The organism is Arthrobacter sp. TmtSoilC48, from assembly GCF_059739425.1.
In genome coordinates this window covers 3,208,060-3,227,044 of record NZ_AP046049.1, presented here as the reverse complement: position 1 = coordinate 3,227,044, position 18,985 = coordinate 3,208,060, and the positions used below count along the sequence as shown (strand labels likewise).

Sequence of the window (18,985 nt, the reverse complement as noted above, 5' to 3'; positions counted from 1 at the left end):
GAAGGATGGCTGTCGTGGCCGCTGAACCTGAATCGAACGCTCATCTGCCTGGCGTGACGGACGACGTCGGCCTTCCGCCGAGCGTTCGAATGTCACCTGAAGAGCGCATCGCGAGTCTCACCGAAGGACTTCACGCCGCCCTTGAGCAAGCTATTGAGTCGCCAGCGCGGTGGCAGGTGTTGCTTGACGCCTCAGCCACTTTGTGGCGTTACTCAGGGGGCAACGTCGCCCTGCTGATGGCGCAGATGGCGCAGCGTGGTGCCGAGGAGCCGACTCTCGTTGCTGGCTACAAAGAGTGGGCACGTCATGGCCGGACCGTGCTGCGGGGCGAGCATGCGCTCTGGGTGATCGCACCGCGGACTGCTTCCATGCAGGAGCTGAAAATGGCCGATGGTCAGCGGAAGCTGTTGCCCGTGGCTCAGGCTGCTCCGGTCGATGCGGTCAGCCTTGGCATGAAGAACGTGGTCACGGGTTGGCGCGGACAGGCGGTCTTCGACGTCACCCAAACGGAGGGAACACCGATCCTGGTGCCACGCGGGGGCATTCACTCCGGGGAAAACCTGGACGATCTGTGGCGGTCCCTGTGTGATGTCGCGAAGGAACGCAGCTTCCGGGTGGAGGTCTCAGGTGTCCAATACGGCTACACGAGTGGCTACACAGACTTCGATGCTCGACGAATCCAAGTTGGCCTTTGGATGAGCAGCGAGGAGCGGGTGGCCGTCCTTGCTCACGAACTTGGTCACGTCCTATTGCACGGTCCGGACGACAGTGTTGGCCGGCTCTATGGAAGCAGCGCGAACCATCGCGGCATGGCTGAAGTAGAAGCCGAATCGGTCGCTTACACTGTTCTCCGGGCTCACGGCATCGATCGCGGGCCACAATCCGCTACCTATTTGGCTGGATGGGCTGACGCGGTCATCAGAACCGAGAAGGAACTGCGGGAGTGGCGTGCTCCGACGTCGCGCGTGGACTTCGCCAAGTCCGTGCTGGGGCGGGTAACGGCGGCTACCAAAGGCATTCTCGCTGTTTCGGATCCTCCTGGATTTGGTGGGAAATTCTCTTCCGTCAGTGCTTCGCCCGCTGTCACGGCCGCCTCCACTTACGCTGGCGTTCCCGTTCCGGGTGCCTCGATGCCTGGCCCTGAGTTGGCAGGTCCCTGATCCGTTCAGATGTCCGATGGGAGAGGCCCGTCGGCGAAGAAAGGTAACCGACCATGAACACGAAGATTCCCATCACCATCGCGGGGAACCTTGTCGCGGACCCGGAGCTTACAATCGGGGAGTCCGGGACGCCGCATGCGAAGATTCGGGTCGCTGTGAATCAACGGATTCAAAACCCGGATGGTACGTGGAGGGACGGGGAGCCCGTCTTTCACAATGTCTCGGCTTTTCGGATGCTGGCAGAAAACGCGGCCACGTCTCTCAAGAAGGGGGATCCTGTGACAGTCTCGGGTGAACTGGAGTTCCGGTCGTACGACAAAGACGGCGAGCGCAGGGAGGCTCGACGCATCATTGCTGACACGATTGGTCCTGATCTTCGGTTTGGGACTGCTACCTACCAGCGTTCTGTACGTCCAGTGACTGAGCCAGAAGCCACGGTGGAGGCGACCGGCCCGGAGGCTACGACCGCGACGGGCTGGCCCGAATACAACGTGACGACCAAGAGTCCGGTGGTGTCGTCCCCTTTCGGCGGGACGCCGGGGAGTGAGATGTCGGCCTGATTCGGTCCTGCAACTCGCCGCCCACGTCGCATGTCGGTGACGTGGGCAGCTCGCTGTCTGGGGTCGAGTCCACGCATTCGAATATATGTTCTAATCTTGATCTATGAGACCGAAGCAAGACTCCATCGCTTTCGCACGCATGATGGCCCAGATCGAGGCCGACGACAATCACCCCAAACCGGACGACGGCAAGATCATTGAGCTCGACCTCGGTAAGCAGCCGTTGGTCCGCGTGGGCGAAATCTATGGTCGGGCCATCAAGTACACGAGGTCGTTTGGGTTGGTGGAGTGGGTGGATGACCGGCGGGTCTACCACGTGGAGTGGTTCCCGGCAGGGCAGATCAAAAGGGTGGACCAGGAATCGTGGCGGGGGCGGCCGCTCTGAAGCACGTACTGACTTTGTGCTGGAGCTAACGGATACGCGTCCTCAACGGTTACGGGTAGCTCCTACCGATCAGAGCTGTGGCGCCCACGAGAGGACGTGGTCGGCTGCAATCGAGTAGGTTGCTGGCCACGGGGTGCCGGGGCGCACCTGTTCAGGGTCCGGCCGGATTAGCAGAACGGAGCCAGGCCAGATCGGCTCGGGGAGTGCTTCGATCCAAGCGGGCTGGATGTAGTCGAAGCGGTTCCAGCGGATGGTGATCCAGGCTCCGGTCGGCTGAGGGGAGTCGACACTGAGTACGGTCACTTCGGCGGTGGTCACCGCGGTGTTCTTCAAGGATTCCAGTACCTGCCATTGCGCCTGGCTTGCAGTCTTCCACACGCGGCTGTCATGGACCCGCCTGTACCAGACGAAGGACAGGATGAGACCTGAGGCTGCGACTACTATTAGGACCCAGCTGCCAGTGGGAAACGAAAATGTCATTGCAGCCAGCGTGATAGCAAGTGCCACCGTCGCCGCGCTCATGACGATCAGAGTGGGTGTCGCAACTTTCGGTTTGAGTACTGGGTTCACTTGCATCTGTTGCTCCATGTCCAGTTTAAAGCTGCCAACCGGCGCTGGTAAGGCTTTGCTGCGTTTGCATTCCGTTGAAGTTCACGAGCGCTGTCGGCGCAAGTAGTGGCTTGGATGCCTTTTGAACTACCCCTTGGAGGTGTTCCCATTGCGATCGTTGTTCCCACTCCCAGTCGGCGGGAGATGCACCGAGAGGTAGAGGAGAGTCGTGAATACCCCAGCGTTCTCTGTAGACGGCCACTTCTCGAATCAAGGCTGCGTTCTCGAAGGCATCTGTTTGAGCCCCGAGTTCATTCACAAGGGCTGTCTTCCATTCCGGTTCCTCAAGTAGTGCAGCCCTGGCGACGTGGTCCGTGCGGTTCCCAATCCGCCGTCGTACTTGATTCAGAGTCTCTCTCAAGTCGTCGCGTTCGACGACGAGCTGTTCTGACAGGGGATCGATGGGTGCGTGGGGCATAGCGGAGCCGTAGCGGCGAAGACGTGAGTGGACCACTGCGGTAAGGTCCTCGGCCGTGGCGTCTGCCGCCAAGGATTCGGAGAGCACACGATGCGCCCCTGGGCGATTGATGTTTGTCGCCTGCCGCCATGCAGCTACTGCCGCTCCCCATGCGGGTGAGGCTCGCAGTGTGTCAGCCAGGCTGGGTGAAAGGGCTTCGATAGCCTTTGCCAGATCGGCGCTCGCGGCTATTTGGGCAAGGTAGTCGTACTCGCGGTTCAGCCGTTCAAGGCTGTCCGCATGGGAGCGTTCACGGTCGCGAACCTCGTGGGCCGTCCGCTCAGCGCCCTCCGCGGCCAGGACTTCACCAAGTATCGCCCGCCAGTTGGATCGAGTGCTTGGGTCAAGGATCTCGTCTTCGTCGGGGTCGTTCTCACTGACATAGGCCGAGTTGGAGAATCGTCCTCGGGTCATGCTGACGTACAGGAGTTCACGGGTGAGCCGGCCAGGTGTGACTACGACGTGGGCGGAGTCCACCGTGATGCCCTGAGATCGGTGGGCCGTTGTGGCGTATCCGAGCTCAACGGATGACTCCAGGTATGAGGCACCGAGTTCCACCGTCGCACCGGTATCCGTCCGCTGAGCATGCAGGGATCGGTGACGTAGGTTGACACCGAGTACTTCCAGGAGTGTCCCGTTCCGGATGAATGCGCCCTGGTCGTCCACAAGGGATCGATCATTCCGACGGGCAATGACGATGTCGCCGCGACCCGCATGCTGCCCACCCCTGAGCACGAGTGTCTGTTCTACGTCGGCGGCGCCCAGGATCACCCTGTCGGCTTGGGCCCGCTGGTTGAGCATGCTGACCGTCTCGTTGTCGGGGGCGATCAGGACCGAAGCGTGCCCGGAAAGGACGTCGGAGTGCCAAGCAGCATAGGCGCGGTCCATCATGTCCAGATACATGCCGTGATTGATCCGCCCATGATGCTCGTATTCCTTGAGCGCGGAAATGTGACCTTCACGAAGACCCACAGAGGCAGACGCCTCCCATGCGTGCTGGAAGCGCCAGACCGAAGTCAAACGGGCGGCTTTCCCTTGTCGGTCGAGCCAGCCAAGGACCCCGCCGGCGTCGATGGAATCAAGCTGAGCCGGATCACCGACCAGCAACACCTTCGCCTGAGCCTGTTTGGCTTGTGCCACGATGGCCGCGAGCTGCTGCGTGGAGACCATTGACGCCTCGTCGACCACCACAAGCTGGTTCGCCCTAAAGGTCCATTGAGCTTGCTCCGCCGCCAATCGGGCGATCCGTTTCTCGAGAAGAGACTTCGCAGCGTTCGTAGTCCCGTATGAGGTTAGCTGAGACTCTGCATCAAAGAAGGACGAACTCCTTTGCGCTGCTCCGCTACCCATGGACTCGTAAAGCCATTTGGAGACATTCTCAGCAACCATGGCCAACTCCGATCCAAGAACCTCGGCGCTCGCAGCTGCCGGAGCCAATCCGACAACGCTGCCTGAACCGAACTGCGCTTCCCAAGCCGCCTTGATTGCGCCAAGAGCTGTGGTTTTGCCCGTGCCGGCAGGGCCGACGATTGCCTCCAGTCGATGGGAGCCCAGCAGGATTTCGGCGGCCGCGGCCCTTTGGTCTTCGTGGAGCTCTGACGTGCCGTCCTTTCTGTACAAGGCGAGTGACGCCATAGCGACATTCGCGCTGACAGTCGGGCCGCCGTCGTCGTTCCTCGCCGCAAGAATCTGGTCCTCGAAGGCAAGCGTGGCCTCATCCGTGTAGAGGCGCGATCCGTGAAAGTCGAAGACGCTTCGGTTCGCGAAATGGAGATCCTCGGCAGCCTCGGCTGGGAGACTGTATCGGTACTCGTTGAGCGGCACGGACTGGTGCTCTGCTTCGGTTGCCACGCCGTCGATCACGGCGTTACGGTCCGCCGGCGAGGCGCAACGGATCTCGGCGCAAACTCGCTCGGCCTCGGCGATCAGGTTCCAGCGATTCCAGGTGGAGCGCTTAGCGGCGACGCGTTGCCTGGTGACATGCCCGACGGCGGCAATCCAGTCAGGTGCAAAATCGCCTACGCCGAAGGGTCGGTTGTGCGATCGGCGGATTGTCGAGGCGACGACTCGCTCAGGGTCGAAGCCTTTGGTCCGTGAACGATCGCGCCAGGTGGCAGAAAGCTCCCATAGGGGAGTGGGGGTGGCTTCTTTGGGGTTTCTTGTGGAGAGGGTCGCTTGTTGCCGCAGCTTGACTGTGGTGGTTGCCGATGGTCGGGTGCCGTGTTCGGTGATCCAAGCTTTGACCAGACGGTCGGTCTCGACGTCGATGAGTCTCGATCGGTTGGAGAATTCGCGGATGAGGGCGTCGTCGATGCCGGTCAGCTGTTGGCTCGGGTTGTGGGTGTTCTGGGCAGGAGCGCGGATGTCCGTGTCGGTTCCAAGGTTCTGTTTCAGGGCGTCGAAGAGCAGGCCGTTGTAGTGTTCGCTGGCGGCGACGACTGCCTTGTAGAGGCTTCGCGAGTCGAGTGTGGTCCAAGCGCTGTCTGTGATGCGCTGGACGCGGTTGGCGATGACGACGTGAGTGTGGAGTTGCGGGTCGCCAGCGCGTGATTCCCAATGGTCGAAGGCGGCGGTGATGACGCCTCGCGTGCCGAGGTGGGCGATGCCGTTTCGTCCTGCGCGTGTGTTGATGACGAGGTCTTCGAGCCAACGGATCGTTGCTTCGACTGCCTCGTGGTGGGTTTGGAGGATCTGTTCTTGTAGTTGGCGTGGGCTGAGGGCCCAGAGTGCCGAGACGGACTTGGGGACGCTGAAGGTTAGGTCGAAGCCGGCGACAGCGCGGTTGGTGGATTGTCCGCCGTTCTTTTGGGCTATGGTGGCTTCGCCGTAGGTGCGGCCGAGGGTCGCTGCTGTGTCGGGGTGCTGGGCGTCCTGGAAGATTGACCTTGCGTCGGATTCCGTGACCATCTGTCCTTGTGCCCGGTTGATGCCGTCGAGTCCGCGACCGATCCAGCGGCCCTGCGGTGTGCCGGTGGCCATGTAGTAGCTGATCGTGTCCGCGGGAGTGGGACGGGCGTCGTCGAGCATTGTCGACTTGAAGAGGTACTTCAGCCCCGACCTCACGGACAGCCGGGCGATGGACATGGTCATGCACGAAGCGCCCCGGTTCTGCTCTTGCTGGGCAGCCAGCCTCGACGGCGGAGGATGCCGACCGTTGTTGGGTCGAGGGCGACGCCCTTGAGCTTCGACACGTGGACCAGAGCCGCTGCTACGTGTGCGAGGTCCTGGACGTTCGTGCGCTGGGCGCGTTTGAGTCGGAGGACTTCGTTGTGTAGGAGACCGTTGCGTGTGTCGAGTTCGTCGTAGATGGCGTGGAGGCGTTCGAGTTCAGTCGATTGGGATCGTAGTTCGGTGGTGAGACGGTCGGTGTCGTCTTGGCAGGCGTCCCTGCTCGTGCTCTCGGATGCTGCCGAATTTTTCTTCACGAGCGTTCATGGTGAAGTCATCGACCGTGTGCATGACGTTTCGACTCAAATTCGGAACACTGGGCCTTAGATGCCAGAGGTGTGAGGGGAAGTAAGAGGGCCCGGCTGCCCGTGCGGCTGAGGTACAAGTTCAGCATCGAGTGAGTGGGTCGGCGCGGGAACCAGTGCGCGCGGCGGCGACGCAGGTCAGCTCTGAGCGGTGCAGGACATGCTTTGGGGAACGCACTAGTTGCGCCAGATTAGCTCAGATCACAAAGTGTCGTCAGCCGGACCACATTTGTTGTCTCCGGGCGCATACATAATGCTGAGGCGGCAAGGGCCCTTCCGAGAAGCCACGACACTCTGAACCGAATGAACTCACGCACTATGAGGCTGGTGTGTTATCCGATGGCCTAAGGCGCGTCGTCTGGATTGGTGGGGCCGGTGGTTAAGACTGGTCTTGTGCAGGGACGCGAGGCCGCGCAGCGCGGGGATTTCGATGTGGAGGCGCTGGCTTGGGAGTTATTGGCTCCGGGCATTGTCTTCGCTTGCCTTGGCCAAGGCATCGGGGGCGGTTGTTCCCGGAATCGATGATGAAGGACTAGTTCCCGTCGAGCCGGGACCGGCCCTCGGTTCCGGTTCCGTGATCGGCTCGGTGCTTGTGCTGCAGGCTTTGCAGGGTCTGGGGACCGGGAAACCGCCGAGGCGCTGGCCGACGATCTGCGGTGGATGGCTACGTGCGGTTACGGACTGACCGATACCGCGTTCCATCCGTCCAGGTTGACATGCTGGCGCCGTCGCCTATCCGTCTTGCAGAACCCGCACCGGGTCATGGAGGCCATCGCTGGGGTCATCGCGGAGACCGGGGTCCTGTCGGGCAAGCGTCGGCCGTGTGGATTCAACGGTGTCGGTGACAGGTGTCGCGAGGCAAGACGGGGTGTCAGGGGTGTCACTCCAAGCCCGTCAGCAGAAAAGGTTTAAAGCCCACATCGTGATCGAGCCCGAAGCCAGGCTGAGATGACTATCCCGGCGACAACGATGGGTGCTGCAATGTCGTGAACGCATTCCTGCCACTGTTGTTCGTTCACTGTGCAACCGCGCACTTTGGTGTAGGCGGTCAACCCCCGAGATAGTATCCGGGTGACTTCATCGTCCGACCTCACGCGAGTAGTTTGATACGAGGCTTATATGAGGCGGAGCCGAAAAACTTCGTGAGCCTCCCGTTTGTTTCGTTGAGGTTTGGTCGGTACTTGCCGCAGCCAGGAGAACGTGGAACTGACCCACTGAAAAGGTCATGACTACCCGTGGGTGGCACCAATTTCAACCAGAAGTACACCTGCGGCGATGAACAGCATTCCTAATAACATCGTCTTCGTCAGAGGTTCGCTAAAGAGGATACGGGCAATAATTGCCGTAAGTACAACCCCGCAGGCAACCCAAATCCCGTATGCGATGCCCAACGCAAGGCCCTCCTTCAGGGCAAGGCTGAGAAACGCGAAGGCGCTAGCATACCCAGCGATAATCGGAAGAATCCAGACTTTCTTCTTCAGCCCCTCGGAGGCACGAAGCGACATGGTCGCTGCAACTTCAGTGATGATGGCCAGACTCAAAAGAACCCAAGGCATGTTCTTCCTCCTTCTTTTGAGACCTGGCAGAATGCTGCGACCCGATTTCTACAGTCACGACTCCAATTAAGAGCAGTGCAACGCCGAGGCCCATCAGCCAGGTGAGTGCTTCGTCAAAAATAATTGCGGAGAGCACCGCCGTGGCGGTCACTCCGCCGGCGCCCCACACCCCGTAAGCAACGCTTATGGACATGCCGAGTCGCAGGCACACAGTTAGGAGGGCAAAAGCAATAAGATATCCGACAACGACGATGGCGTACCAATTGGGATTTTCGATGGCCGCCTTCAGGGCAAGGGTTGCGCTCACCTCCGTTGTGATCGCTCCGCCTAGACAAATCCACGGTTTCATGGTTGGGCGTCCTCGACGGTCAGATTCAGCAAGTTGGAAACAATTAGGGTCTGAGCACGTTCGTCTGGTGCCAGGACCCCGCTGGCTCTAGCGGCCCATAGTCCATCTGAAGCCAATCGAGCTGTCAGGAGTTTAGCCTTGGTCGCATCTGATATTTCGTTCGGCAGCGATAGCCAGGGGCCGAGGTGCTTGGTCCAAGCGGACTGCAGTTCGGGACGATACGCAGACTGAAACCAGAGCGCCCATTCTGCCCGCATGTTGTGCCCTTCGGCGGTAACCAGAACGTAGGCGCGGTAGCGGGCATTGGCAGAGGCTGCCTCCGCGCTTGTGCCGAGTAGATCCGTCATGCGCCGCTTAACCTGGAGAGCGGCATGCTCAATCAAGGCAACCATAAGAGCCTCCCGGTTCGGGAAGTGGTACATCAAACCGGGCTTAGTTACCCCGGCTTCGATGGCCACTCCTTCAAGGGTGATGGCGGCGCCAGTCGCGCCACCTGCCACGCGCAATCCCGCTTCCAGAATTGCGGTTCTTTGACTCTCTCGCATGAAAGATACTTTACCATCCGGAAGGTAAAGTTTATTGACACCCGCCCATGTGACCAAGATAATAGTTGGCGAGCCAGTTTCTTCGGAACGCCGTACCACTGAGTGGCATGACACCGTTAATCGGCTCATCGACGATGAGGTCGGCCCTAAGGTTTTGACGCCGTTCCTCGAATGCCTAGGGATTGAAGGAGTGCAGATGATGGTGGGTTTGTGGAGGGTGTGGCCGGGGCGCCGGGGCCGGTCTTGGCGTTGGGCGGCGGCGGCTGTGGTTGGGGTGGTTGGTGTTGGGGTGCTTGCTGGTTGTGATGGCGGGGCTGCGAAGTCGTCGTCGGCGTCGGACACTTTGACTGTGGCTATTAATGGTGAGTATCCGACGAGTTTTGAGCTTAATGCGCAGTGTAGTAGCCCGATTTTCCAGTTGACCTACGAGCCGCTTATCCGGGTTTCTTCGTCGGGTGGTTACGAGCCGGGGATCGCTGAATCGTGGGAGTACTCGGAGAGCAACACGGTGTTCACGATGAAGATCCACTCTGGCATCAAGTTTGCGGATGGCACTGATGTGACGGCTAAGTCTGTGGTTGACACATTGAATTATTACAAGTCTGTGCCTGGGGTCAATGATGGCTATATCAAGCCGTGGAAGGTTGAGGCGAAGGGCAGCGATTCGGTGCAGATCACTTCCGAGCAACCGTTTCTGGGAGTTGAGCAGGTCCTTTCCGATAACGGGAACTGTAATAACGGCATGATCATCAGTGAGGCTGGTTTGAAGGACCCGGCCAAGCTGAAGACCCAGATGTTTGGCGCTGGGCCGTATGAGTACGTTGCCGACGAGAGTGAACCGGGCGATCACTATGCCTTCAAACCGCGCCAGAACTACTACGATAAGTCCCGTCAGAACTACAAGAAGATCGTTCTGCGTGTTATCGCGGATCCGAATACGGCTTTGAGTGCCCTCGCGACGGGCCAGGTTCAGGTCGACATGACCGGTGGCACTTCCCTTGTGGCGCAGGCGAGGTCGCAGGGCTTCGACGCAACGGTTCAACGGAATTCTGCCGCTGCGGTAATGCTGTGGGACCGGGGTGGGGAGACAACGAAGCCGCTGGGTGACGTGCGTGTTCGTCAGGCGATGGCTTTGGCTCTGGACCGGGATCTCATCGCGAAGGCCGTTGGGCCGGAGGCGAAGCCCGCGGACCAGTTCACGCTTGAGGGTTTCCCTGGCTATGACGCCAATTTGTCGTCCAAGTACACCTATGATGTGGACAAAGCCAAGGCTCTGATGTCTGAAGCGGGATACGCGGATGGTTTCTCGATGACGATGATCACCAACTCCGATGACACGGCTGTGAACACGGCTGTGGGTGCTGCTGTGGACCAACTCGCTAAAATCGGGGTCAAGATTGACCTGAAGTCCATTGCTGGTCTTGGTTTTTGGACGGATATGGCCACCAAACAGTACTCGGCGGGGGCGGTCTCCTACGGGCTGTATGGTATTCAGCCGCTTGAAGCCTACCGCCTTTACAAGTTGCCGTACTCGGCGGTGTGGAATCCGTTTACGTCTGTTGATCCGGACATTGAGAGTGCGTACGAGTCGCTGATGGCGTCATCTGAATCAGATTTTGAAAAGAACGCAAAGCAGTTCAACGAGACGATCTCTTCCAAGGTCTGGTACCTGCCCATCGTGAACACTCCGCACTTTGTGTACTCGAAGGGAGTCGATATCGGTACTCCTGAACCGATGGGCAATTTCGCGGTGTCGGCTTGGAAACCCAAGGGCTGATTTGATGTCCCGGCCCTCACAAGGGGCCGGGACTAACCGCCTTGGAGACGGGCGCAGGCATTGCGATCGCTTATCAGCGTGTGTTGCTTGCGTTGCTCTTAAACGTGAAGGAGAGATCATGCTGGGAGTTGTAACTCGCCGGTTGTTAATGGGGATTCCTCTGATGGGGATCATCTCGCTTGTTGTTTTCGTGCTGAGTTCCCTCACACCTGGCACTGTGGGGCAGGCAATACTCGGTCCGACAGCTTCCCCGGAAGCGGTCGCGAAACTCAATGAGCAAATGGGCGCGGACCGTCCTGTTTTGGAGAAGTACGGGGCCTGGCTGATGAACGCAATGGGAGGGGACCTGGGTACGTCCATTACCTCCGGTCGTCCGGTGACTGAGACCATCCTGGCGCGAATCCCTGTGACCATGTCACTGGCCACGGGTGCCCTGATCATTGTCATAGTGCTAGGCATCAGCCTGGGAGCACTGGCAGCTGTCCGGGGAGGTGTCATCGGCCGGGTTGCCGAGGTCCTTGCCGTTTTGGGTCGAAGCCTCCCGAGTTTCTGGCTTGCCCTGATCGCCGCTCTCATCTTCGGTGTGACGCTGGCCTGGCTACCCGTTTCCGGCTATATTCCTTTCGCTGACTCTCCATCTGAGTGGGCCCGGTCACTGGTGCTTCCGGTCGCCGTTCTCGGTATCGCCGAAGCTGCCCTGGTTGCCATCGTGACCAGAGCTGAAATGCTCACCGCGATGCGCAGCGACTATGTGCGCAGCCTCCGTTCCAATGGCTATTCGGGCACGCGGATTCTGCTCAAACACATCGCCAAGAATGCCGGCGGGCCTGTCCTGACCATGGTGAGCCTGGTCTTCGTGAGTCTGCTTGGCGGCACGATTCTGATGGAGCAGATCTTTGGAATGTCTGGTCTGGGTGCGCAGCTGGTGACGGCCACAGCAAAGCACGATCTGCCGGTCATCCAGGGGCTGGCTGTTTTTTACACAGCCATGGTAGTCGTTGTTTTTCTTCTCACGGACATCGTTAACGGTCTCCTGAACCCTAAGGTGAGGTCGCTATGAGCATGGTCGCCCCTACATCCGAAGCGGACGCCCGCGCGGCGGCGCGCGGCTCAGGCTTCGCTTCGCGGCTGCTGCGGCAGCCACTGCTGGTTGCCAGCGGCCTTACCCTGCTGGTCGTCATTATCGCCTGTATTTTGGCCCCTATCGTCTCACCGTATGGTCCGCTCGATCAGGACTTGCTGAATATCTACGCCAAGCCTTCTGCAGCTCACCTGCTGGGAACGGATCAACTGGGCCGCGACATCCTGGCCCGGTTGCTGTTCGGCGGGCAGACGACTCTGTTGGGGATCGCGCAGGCCGTTGTGGTGTGCACGGTTATCGGTCTTGTTCTGGGCATCGGGGCGGGTACGCTCGGCGGATGGGTGGAGCAGGTTGCGATGCGCCTGTGCGACTTGCTCCTCGCCGTGCCGGGTCTGGTCATGCTCCTGGTGGTCCTTAGCATCTTCGGCAACAATGAGACCGCCGCCATGGCGACGCTCGGTGTCATCATGTCGCCCACTTTGGCGCGAGTTGTCTATTCAGCAACGATCGCTGTCCGAGAGGAAGCCTACGTAGCTGGTGCACGAATTGCCGGACTGACCAGCCTTCAAATTATGAAGAGGCATATCCTCTCCGGCGTGGCCGGCCCTGCGTTGACGCAGATCAGCATTGTGGCGGTGGTCGCTTGCCTTGCCGGTGCCGGGATCGGATATCTCGGCCTGGGGGTCCCACCTCCGGCTCCGACGTGGGGAAACATGGTGGCCGACGCGCAAAAGGCGATGCCCATGGCCCCGTGGATGCTCGTGCCCACAGGCGGGATCATCGCTGTGGTCGCGCTGAGCTTGACACTGGTCGGAAACGGTATTCGTGACGCCTACATGGGCAGGTCCAGCGGTTCTACCAAGGCCTATAGTTGGCGGAGCCTGCCTGCCCGGGTCTCCCGGATCGGGGCAACGGTCGGTGCTGAGGAAGAAGTTCCGAAGCGGGACTTTGTCCTGAGCGTGAACCGCATGTCGGTCAGCCTCCCGCGCGGCAAAGGCGAACTTCCTATTGTGGACACCGTGAGCTTCGATATCCGCCCCGGGGAAGCACTTGGTATCGTCGGCGAATCCGGTTGCGGTAAGTCGATGACGATCTCTGGGATACTGCGTGTGCTTCCTCCTGGCGCCCACGTCCAGTCCGCGTCCATCAAGTTCAAAGACGTTGAGCTGTCGTCGCTGAGCGAGCGCGAATTGAATTCGTACAGAGGAACCGGAATCGCATTCATCTCACAGGAACCGATCTCCAGCTTGAATCCTGCGTTCACGGTCGGGCACCAGCTTGAGGAAGCGATTCGGTTGCACCAGAGGGTCGGGAAGAGCCGTGCGCGGCAGATCGCCCGTGAGCTCATGCAACGAGTCCGGCTAACCGAGCCGGACCTGATTGCCAGGAAATACCCGCATGAGCTTTCCGGTGGCATGGCGCAACGGATCGCTATCGCGCGTGCCCTTGCGGGCCAACCAGAACTGTTGATCGCCGACGAGCCCACGACGGCCCTGGACGTTTCAGTCCAGTCTGAGATCCTTGACCTGCTCAACGAGCTGCGCGAGCAAAGCGGGATGGCGCTGATACTTGTCACTCACGACTGGGGGGTCGTCGCAGAAGCGTGCGACCGGGCCCTTGTCATGTACGCCGGACAAGTCGTCGAGGAAGCAGATGTTCGCTCCCTCATCTCCAGCCCGGAGCATCCCTATACCCGGGCCCTGCTGCAGTCCTCATCTGTGGGTACGGCCCCACGCCAATTGCTTCCGGTCATCGCCGGGACGGTGCCGCTGCCGGCATTCTGGCCTACCGGTTGCAGATTCGCTGGCAGGTGCGGCCTCGTCGAGGAAGCCTGCCTCGCGGCACCCATCCTGATGATACCTCTCAAGGACGGCGGCAGCGCGCGCTGCATCCGCACAACGGCAGCCGGATTGGTGACGAAATGAGTGCGCTGCTTGAAGTACGTGACCTGAGTGTTCTTTACCGTGGCCGGGGCCGGCGGAAGGACAAACTCGCACTGGACGATGTCAGCGTCAGCCTCAGCGCAGGGCAAACCCTCGGGCTTGTCGGAGAGTCCGGGTCAGGCAAGTCAACCCTGGGCAATTGTGTGCTGGGGCTTGTGCAGCCTGCGAAGGGGACCATCGCCTTCCACGGACGTGACATCACCGGCGCCTCCGGGCGCGAACGGCTGGCCTTGAGCACGCAGATCCAAGCGGTATTCCAAGACCCGTACAGCTCCTTTAACCCCCACCGGACCATTGAGCAGACAGTGGGCGAGACGCTGGCGACTCTGTCATTGCCGCCCTCGGAACAGCGTGCGCGGGTAGTGGCCATGCTGGAACGCGTTGGTCTGGACCGGTCGGCATTGGCCAAGTTCCCTGCTCAGTTCTCCGGCGGCCAGCGCCAGCGGATCTCGATCGCCCGTGCACTGCTCCCAGAGCCCAGGCTTGTCGTCTGTGACGAATCAGTGTCTGCACTGGATCTGTCCGTACAAGCCCAGGTTCTCAATCTGCTCCTCGAGCTTCAGCGAGAGCGCGGGGTCGCGTACCTCTTCATCACTCACGACCTGGCGGTCGTGCGGCACATGAGTACCCGGATCGCGGTCCTGGAACACGGCCACCTGGTCGAAGAAGGCGAAGCCAGTGCAGTCACCGAACAACCCACCCAGCCCTACACCCGCAAACTCATCACGGCCTCCCTCAGCTCCGACGCAGATCTCCAACAGGTACGTCGTGCTACCCGAAAAGCAATGGCTCGTCTCTCCACGGACACCGCGAGCCGGCACGCCAGCGTTGGAGACGAGCTTCTTTTGGCACTGGAGCAACAGGCGGTCACCGAGGTCGTGGCTCAGCCCACTCCAAGGGCAACGGCCCTCGCGCACGCGCTGCTCAACGCTCCGGAAAACACTGCGGACCTCGATAGGCTCATTGAGCTGCGGGCTGCCATCCTCGAACTGGCCCCCCGCACATCCGCCGATACTACCCCCACCGCCGTACTGACACTCGTCGAAGAAGCCCGAGCGAAACTATGCCGTGCCCTCAGCGCAGACGGACAAGCGGAGGAATTCCTCGGACGGTACCGCGACCTGGCAACCGCGATTGAGGCCGGCAACCGGGAACGAGCACGAACGCTCGTCGGATCCCTCGATGGTCCGCGGGACAGTGCGGCGGAACAAAACGGAGACCACGCTGCAGTCCAACGCAGCCAGGTATGAAGTCCCGACCAGACGAAAGGAGAAGGTGATTCAGAATGAACCGTTCGCAAACAGCCACGACGGAGCTCGAACTTGTAAATCTTGACCATTGGGGGATGTCACCTGAGGTAAACCTCTCGGACGATAACCAGACCCCGAGCAAGGACCTCGCCACTTTCGAGTTATCAGAGAACGAAACGGCCTCCGAGTACCACCTGACGTCCGCCTCGCTTCCGCAAGAAGGTGTGCCCGCCGGAAAGTACTACTACTTCCGATGGACCAGTCACACCGTCTACCCCGGCGTCACCAGCAGTGTCTACCTCTACCTGCCCCATGGCGCCGAGGAGGCCGAATCAGTCAACCTCATGGTCTGCCTCGACGGTCTCTACTACGTCGGCGAACAGTGTCGCGCCACCACGGTACTGGACAACCTCGTCCACAAGGGCCAGATCCCGATGACCATTGGCCTGTTCCATAATCCAGGGGAAACCGGCCCCGGCTACCCCATCTATGGGGGAAGCACCAACCGCGCCATCGAGTACGACACGGTCAGCGAGGACTTCGCCCGCTACCTGGTCGAGGAACTGTTTCCTGTCATCCGGACCAAAGTCAGGCTCACCGAGGACCCAAGGGGCCGCGTTATTTGCGGCCATAGCTCCGGCGGTGCAGGAGCCTTCATCGCGGCATTCCACCGCCCGGATCAGTTCGGGAACGTGATCTCGCACTGCGGAAGCTTCATTAACATCCTGGGAGCAAACAACCTTCCCAGCATGATCCGGCGAGCCCCGCGGAAACCGATCCGAGTCTGGCACCAGTCCGGAAAACGCGACGTCGACATCATCTACGGCAACATCCCGATCGCCAACCACGACCTCGACGCTGCTCTGAAATACCGCCGCTACGACTCCATGTTCGAGTTCGGCACAGACGGACACACCCTCAGGCACGGCGGCGCAGTGCTTCCCGAGACACTCCAATGGATCTTCCGCGACCAGATTGAAGACAAATGACCCTGGACACGGAAATGCATGAAATGAATAGTTCCATGAACACGGAGGCTGAGGCACCAACGTCCGTGCAGGTGCAGTTCGATGTCCCCGCGCGGATGCGCGACGGCGTCGTGCTGCGGGCCGACGTCTACCAGCCAGCTGGGCACGGCCCCTGGCCCACCTTGCTCGTGCGCACCCCCTACAACAAGGCCGGCGCAGCGGACAACCTGTGGAACGGTTTCTCCCCGACAGAAGTAGCCCGGGACGGGTTCATGATGATCATCCAGGACGTCCGCGGCCGCTACGCCTCAGATGGTGAGTGGGAGCCCTCGCAGCACGAGGGTGTTGACGGCGCTGACACTGTTGCCTGGGCCGCCCAGCTCGCCGGCTCCAACGGCCGGGTTGGCATGCTCGGTGGCAGCTACTGCGGCAATACCCAGTGGCAGGCCGCGCTTGAGCAACCTTCTGCGTTGAAGGCGATCACGCCCCTGATGACATGGACCGAGCCCCGTGAAGCCCTCGTTGCCCGCGGTGGTGCAACCCAGATGACTGTCATCGCGTCGTGGTCGCTGTCTGCCGGGTTCAACTGGCTGGCCCGGCAAGGTCTGACTGATGAGGAGTTGACCGCACGGGTCGCTGCCCTGATCGAAGACTTCGACAATCTCGAGAAGGACGGGTATTGGGCACTGCCTGTCGCCGAGCTGCCGGTGCTGCGCCGGCACGGCACGCCGATGTTCGTTGAGCCCGGGGAAGCCAATGACGTGAAAGCGACGCAACATCTGCGCGTCGCCGGGCGTCACGCGCGGGTTGAGATCCCGAGCCTGCACACCGGCGGCTGGTTCGACAGCTGCCTGCAGGGAACCATCGACAACTACACAACAATGCGTGACCTTGGCCAGGAATCACGACTGATCATCGGCCCATGGACACACACGGACTTCGGCAACCGAATCGGCGCCCAGGATTACGGAATCATGTCCATGCGGGACGCCGGGGCCCACCCAAACGGGAGCTGGAGCGATGAGGTTCTGGCATTTCTCCGACCCCACCTGACCGACAACCAGCCGGCAAGCACCTCAGCGCCAGTACGGATATTCGTGATGGGACGCAACGAATGGCGCAACGAGGAAACCTGGCCACTGCAACGCTCCCAAACCCAACGCTGGCACCTGCATGCCGACGGCGGCCTCAGCACCAAAACACCACTCACCGAATCAGAGCCTAGTCAGATCGACTACGACCCTGCCGACCCCGTCCCAACCTGCGGCGGCCCCCTCGGCCTCGGCCCAGGACGGGGTCCCATCGACCAAGCCCCGGTCGAGGCCCGATCTGACGTCCTCGTCTTCACCTCGGAAGTCCTGGAAAAAGACCTCGAAGTGACAGGACGGATCCGCGTCCGGCTCCACGTCCAAAGCTCCGCGCCCTCAACGGACTGGATCGCCCGCCTGTGCGACGTGGACCCCGACGGGCGGTCGCTGAACCTCGCCGACGGCATCCTTCGCATAGACACCAACGCAGACCGCGCCCAGGAAATAGAGATCGACTTATGGTCAACAAGCAACGTCTTCCTGGCCGGACACAGACTCAGAGTGCAAGTCACCAACAGCTGCTTCCCCCGATGGGACCGAAACCTCAACACCGGCCACCAAACAAAGACGGACTTCATCACCGCGCACCAACGGCTTTTCCACGACGCCAACCAACCATCACACATCGAACTGCCCATCATCCCGGACGGGGCCGCAGATTCCTAAAGGTCACCAACGTCCCCACCAGCACCGCACGGGCTGCCCGGCGCCGGAAGCTGGCGACGGAATCTTCAGTTGTTGGCAAAATGGGAGGGATCGAGTGGCCTGTGCCCGCATGTATTGCTCGTTGATGGCAATGCGCGTGCGGGAGCGGCCTGCCGAGCTCGGTCGTAGGTGTATGGGAGCAGCGATGGCAAGAGGTGTCGATGACATTGCATAGGCCATCGTTGTCGCTCGGGTAGGAGTGGCTGGGATAGGCATCTCAATCCCGGTTCAACGAGTGTCGCTGAGTTGCAAGAAGAGTTCGGGTCATATTGGTGAAGGCTGTCATCGCCTATGGCTTGGGAGGAGCGCTGTCAGCCTTGGGCTCGGCCCAAGTTCCGCACAAAAATGCAGATACGATGCCGAATGTCAAGGGAGTTCGACTGGAAAAATGGGCATAAGGTGGCCGTTACCAACTCGTCAAGCGGGGCGCCCTCGTACCTCTGTCGAACCATCAGTTTGATGTCGATATAGAGAGGGCTCCCGGATCCATGCTGGTCGAGTTGTTCGTCGTGCCTGAATTCAACGCGGCGCTCAATCCAAAGCACGTTGTGAACGGGAAGCCAAGCCGGTGTCGTGGTTCCCGGTTTGGATCAAAGATGTCGGGAAGTGGAGGGTCACGCTGCCAACGCCGATGCCCGGCATTCCAGAGTCTCGCGGAGCTCGAATAGTTCGTCGATGCTGTCCAGCGAGAGGTCGGTGACGACGACGCCGCGGCCACCTGCCGTCGTCGTCGATCCTTCGCCCGTAAGCCGCGCGAGCGCCTCCCGAACCGGCGTGCGGGACACTCCCCAAGGCGTTCGGATTGCTCTACTTCAGCAAGGACCGTCCCAGCATGCAGGCGCCATTCAATAATGTCTACCCGAAGGGTGGTGTAAGCCCGATCACTGGCGCGCATGCCATCAGCGTATACATTTTAAAGAAATTGTCTTCGGTGAGAAAAATGACGTCTATGCATACACGCAAAATGGATGGTGGCCTGCGGGTCCATACAGACCGCGCCGTACTTCACCAACAAGGTCGCTCATCTACGGGATGGTGTCCCGGTTCAAAGTCACTCCAGCTGGTGGCCCGGTCGCGGA

At 60.5% G+C, this 18,985-nt stretch carries 17 protein-coding genes and 1 pseudogene; 11 read left to right on the top strand and 7 right to left on the bottom strand.

Annotated features, from left to right (window positions below):
- The first annotated feature begins 14 nt into the window (after window positions 1–14).
- The 3 genes from AC6I97_RS14925 to AC6I97_RS14915 all read left to right on the top strand — a co-directional run bounded on the left by AC6I97_RS14925 (window position 15) and on the right by AC6I97_RS14915 (window position 2,105).
- On the top strand, window positions 15–1,160 hold the full coding sequence (locus AC6I97_RS14925; protein WP_497945290.1) for an ArdC-like ssDNA-binding domain-containing protein: 1,146 nt from the start codon (window positions 15–17) through the stop codon (window positions 1,158–1,160).
- 53 nt (window positions 1,161–1,213) lie between these two features.
- Window positions 1,214–1,720, top strand: a complete 507-nt coding sequence (locus tag AC6I97_RS14920) for a single-stranded DNA-binding protein (protein ID WP_224089811.1) — start codon at window positions 1,214–1,216, stop codon at window positions 1,718–1,720.
- A 103-nt stretch (window positions 1,721–1,823) separates the two neighbouring features.
- Window positions 1,824–2,105 (top strand): hypothetical protein, encoded by a 282-nt coding sequence (locus AC6I97_RS14915; protein ID WP_223948729.1) that lies wholly within the window; start codon window positions 1,824–1,826, stop codon window positions 2,103–2,105.
- Between the two features lie 69 nt (window positions 2,106–2,174).
- Here AC6I97_RS14915 and AC6I97_RS14910 read toward each other — a convergent pair whose 3' ends face one another.
- From AC6I97_RS14910 to AC6I97_RS14900, 3 genes are read right to left on the bottom strand one after another with little or no spacing between them, the layout of a single operon-like run.
- Window positions 2,175–2,681, bottom strand: a complete 507-nt coding sequence (locus tag AC6I97_RS14910) for a hypothetical protein (protein ID WP_224089813.1) — start codon at window positions 2,679–2,681, stop codon at window positions 2,175–2,177.
- Window positions 2,682–2,700: 19 nt separating this feature from the next.
- Window positions 2,701–6,261 (bottom strand): MobF family relaxase, encoded by a 3,561-nt coding sequence (gene mobF / locus AC6I97_RS14905; RefSeq protein ID WP_497945289.1) that lies wholly within the window; start codon window positions 6,259–6,261, stop codon window positions 2,701–2,703.
- On the bottom strand, window positions 6,258–6,596 hold the full coding sequence (locus tag AC6I97_RS14900) for a hypothetical protein (protein ID WP_224089817.1): 339 nt from the start codon (window positions 6,594–6,596) through the stop codon (window positions 6,258–6,260). Before AC6I97_RS14900 ends, mobF begins: the two co-directional genes overlap by 4 nt.
- A gap of 517 nt (window positions 6,597–7,113) precedes the next feature.
- Here AC6I97_RS14900 and AC6I97_RS14895 point away from each other — a divergent pair.
- Window positions 7,114–7,329: a hypothetical protein gene (locus AC6I97_RS14895; protein WP_497945288.1), complete on the top strand. Its 216-nt coding sequence runs from the start codon at window positions 7,114–7,116 to the stop codon at window positions 7,327–7,329.
- Window positions 7,305–7,556: a hypothetical protein gene (locus AC6I97_RS14890; protein ID WP_497945287.1), complete on the top strand. Its 252-nt coding sequence runs from the start codon at window positions 7,305–7,307 to the stop codon at window positions 7,554–7,556. The genes AC6I97_RS14895 and AC6I97_RS14890 overlap by 25 nt, the downstream gene beginning before the upstream one ends.
- 317 nt (window positions 7,557–7,873) lie before the next feature.
- On the opposite strand, the gene AC6I97_RS14885 is transcribed toward AC6I97_RS14890, so the two are convergent.
- Genes AC6I97_RS14885 through AC6I97_RS14875 form a run of 3 tightly spaced genes read right to left on the bottom strand, consistent with a single transcriptional unit; the run spans window position 7,874 to window position 9,094 of the window.
- On the bottom strand, window positions 7,874–8,200 hold the full coding sequence (locus AC6I97_RS14885) for a DMT family transporter (protein ID WP_224089818.1): 327 nt from the start codon (window positions 8,198–8,200) through the stop codon (window positions 7,874–7,876).
- Window positions 8,163–8,549 (bottom strand): DMT family transporter, encoded by a 387-nt coding sequence (locus tag AC6I97_RS14880; RefSeq protein WP_224089819.1) that lies wholly within the window; start codon window positions 8,547–8,549, stop codon window positions 8,163–8,165. The genes AC6I97_RS14885 and AC6I97_RS14880 overlap by 38 nt, the downstream gene beginning before the upstream one ends.
- The gene (locus tag AC6I97_RS14875; protein ID WP_224089820.1) at window positions 8,546–9,094 is read right to left on the bottom strand and encodes a TetR family transcriptional regulator; all 549 of its coding nucleotides are present in this window, start codon (window positions 9,092–9,094) and stop codon (window positions 8,546–8,548) included. The genes AC6I97_RS14880 and AC6I97_RS14875 overlap by 4 nt, the downstream gene beginning before the upstream one ends.
- Before the next feature lie 34 nt (window positions 9,095–9,128).
- Here AC6I97_RS14875 and AC6I97_RS14870 point away from each other — a divergent pair, with 34 nt between their 5' ends.
- Genes AC6I97_RS14870 through AC6I97_RS14845 form a run of 6 tightly spaced genes read left to right on the top strand, consistent with a single transcriptional unit; the run spans window position 9,129 to window position 17,867 of the window.
- Window positions 9,129–10,871, top strand: a complete 1,743-nt coding sequence (locus tag AC6I97_RS14870; protein ID WP_224089821.1) for an ABC transporter substrate-binding protein — start codon at window positions 9,129–9,131, stop codon at window positions 10,869–10,871.
- 4 nt (window positions 10,872–10,875) lie between these two features.
- Window positions 10,876–11,931 carry an ABC transporter permease gene (locus AC6I97_RS14865; protein ID WP_497945286.1) on the top strand — a complete coding sequence of 352 codons (1,056 nt, stop codon included), beginning with the start codon at window positions 10,876–10,878 and terminating at the stop codon, window positions 11,929–11,931.
- Entirely contained in the window at window positions 11,928–13,877 is a 1,950-nt protein-coding gene (locus tag AC6I97_RS14860; RefSeq protein WP_497945285.1) for a dipeptide/oligopeptide/nickel ABC transporter permease/ATP-binding protein, read from the top strand. The genes AC6I97_RS14865 and AC6I97_RS14860 overlap by 4 nt, the downstream gene beginning before the upstream one ends.
- Window positions 13,874–15,145, top strand: coding sequence for an ATP-binding cassette domain-containing protein (locus AC6I97_RS14855; RefSeq protein WP_224089825.1), 1,272 nt, complete (start codon window positions 13,874–13,876; stop codon window positions 15,143–15,145). Before AC6I97_RS14860 ends, AC6I97_RS14855 begins: the two co-directional genes overlap by 4 nt.
- Window positions 15,146–15,180: 35 nt before the next feature.
- Window positions 15,181–16,134: an alpha/beta hydrolase gene (locus AC6I97_RS14850; RefSeq protein WP_224089826.1), complete on the top strand. Its 954-nt coding sequence runs from the start codon at window positions 15,181–15,183 to the stop codon at window positions 16,132–16,134.
- Between the two features lie 35 nt (window positions 16,135–16,169).
- Window positions 16,170–17,867 carry a CocE/NonD family hydrolase gene (locus AC6I97_RS14845; RefSeq protein ID WP_224089827.1) on the top strand — a complete coding sequence of 566 codons (1,698 nt, stop codon included), beginning with the start codon at window positions 16,170–16,172 and terminating at the stop codon, window positions 17,865–17,867.
- Window positions 17,868–18,523: 656 nt separating this feature from the next.
- Here the strand turns inward: AC6I97_RS14845 and AC6I97_RS14840 are convergent.
- Window positions 18,524–18,801, bottom strand: a pseudogene (locus AC6I97_RS14840) (GntR family transcriptional regulator); the annotation flags it as partial.
- Between the last annotated feature and the right edge of the window lie 184 nt (window positions 18,802–18,985).